Annotated in this window: 2 protein-coding genes; both read left to right on the forward strand. The window is 45.6% G+C overall.

Going from position 1 to position 1,244, the window contains the following annotated elements; all coding sequences use genetic code 11:
- Window positions 1-298: Mu transposase C-terminal domain-containing protein (locus tag FD01_RS01435; protein ID WP_082611644.1), on the forward strand; the 298-nt coding region annotated here is incomplete at its 5' end.
- 3 nt (window positions 299-301) lie between these two features.
- Entirely contained in the window at window positions 302-1,102 is an 801-nt protein-coding gene (locus FD01_RS01440; RefSeq protein WP_054720144.1) for an ExeA family protein, read from the forward strand.
- The last annotated feature ends 142 nt before the right edge of the window (window positions 1,103-1,244 follow it).

The following is a 1,244-nucleotide window of genomic DNA, read 5'->3' on the forward strand; positions in this document are numbered from 1 at the left end:
AATGGATCGCTTCTGTGAAGAACCAGACGCAATTCATAAAGTGCCGACAACAGTATTGGATACTGCATTTTTACATCGAGACGTCCGCAAGGTCGCTAATGATGGCACTATCAAATTAGCTGGGAAGCAATATGAAACTGGGCGTGCAACAATTGGTGCGTCGGTAACAGTACGTTACCAACCGGATTTGTCCAAGGTTTACCTTGAATGGGAAGAAACTCTCAGCGAGATCCATCCCGTTAACAAAGTGGACAATGCGCACATAAAACGTGAGCAAGTACGAATGGCGGAGGATTAGCGGATGGACTATTTGGTTTACTATGGCATGACGCATAATCCGTTTGATAAGACCGCACCGAAGGTGATCGAAACAGTCGACTACAAGGAATTGAATGTTCGATTAAAGTATTTGACGGATGTGCTAGGCATTGGCTTAGTTACTGGACGACCAGGCGCTGGCAAGACGGTGATTTTGCGAGAGTATGCGCGCCGCTTGAATACGAATCAATATCGGGTCGTTTACCTGCCACTGAGCACTGTCAGTGTCAGTGATTTCTACAATCAACTTGCCGTTTCGATCGGCATTGAACCAGCCTTTCGAAAATCAGCAAAGTTTCGCCAAATTCAGGAACGGATTCTTGAATTGTATGATGTCGAACATGTCACACCGGTATTTATCTTGGATGAGGCACAGTACCTGAGTGGCTTGATTTACAATGAGCTTGTACTGCTTACGAATTTTGGCATGGACGCTGAAAATAAGTGTATCGTAATCCTAGCTGGATTGCCGCAGCTGACTCAAATGCTTCAACGACCACAATTTGAGGCATTTCGTCAACGAATCACTGTGAAGTATCAGGTCATGGGGCTTGAGTACGTCGAAGTCCACGACTATGTCCGTGAGAAGCTAAAAACCGCCGGGATCTTAGATGAGGTGATCAATGAGGACGCACTGAAGACGATTTATTCAGCAACCGGTGGAAGTATCCGACGATTGGATCAAATGATCACAAAGTGTTTGATTATCGGGGCTCAAGAAGAAACCCAACAAATCGGAAACGAAGTCGTTCACAAAGCTAGCGCAGAGGTTGCACTAGGATAAAACAGTGAGAAGGTCGGCATCTGCCGGCCTATTTCTGTGGGAAGAAACAGTGGCCGGAATATAATGCAGGATTGGAATTGAGAAATCGTCAAAGCGCAAAAAAAATCGGCGGAAAAGAGGCAAATTCCGCCGGATTATTTTG

The organism is Lacticaseibacillus manihotivorans DSM 13343 = JCM 12514, assembly GCF_001435035.1.
GTDB classification, from domain to species: Bacteria; Bacillota; Bacilli; order Lactobacillales; family Lactobacillaceae; genus Lacticaseibacillus; species Lacticaseibacillus manihotivorans.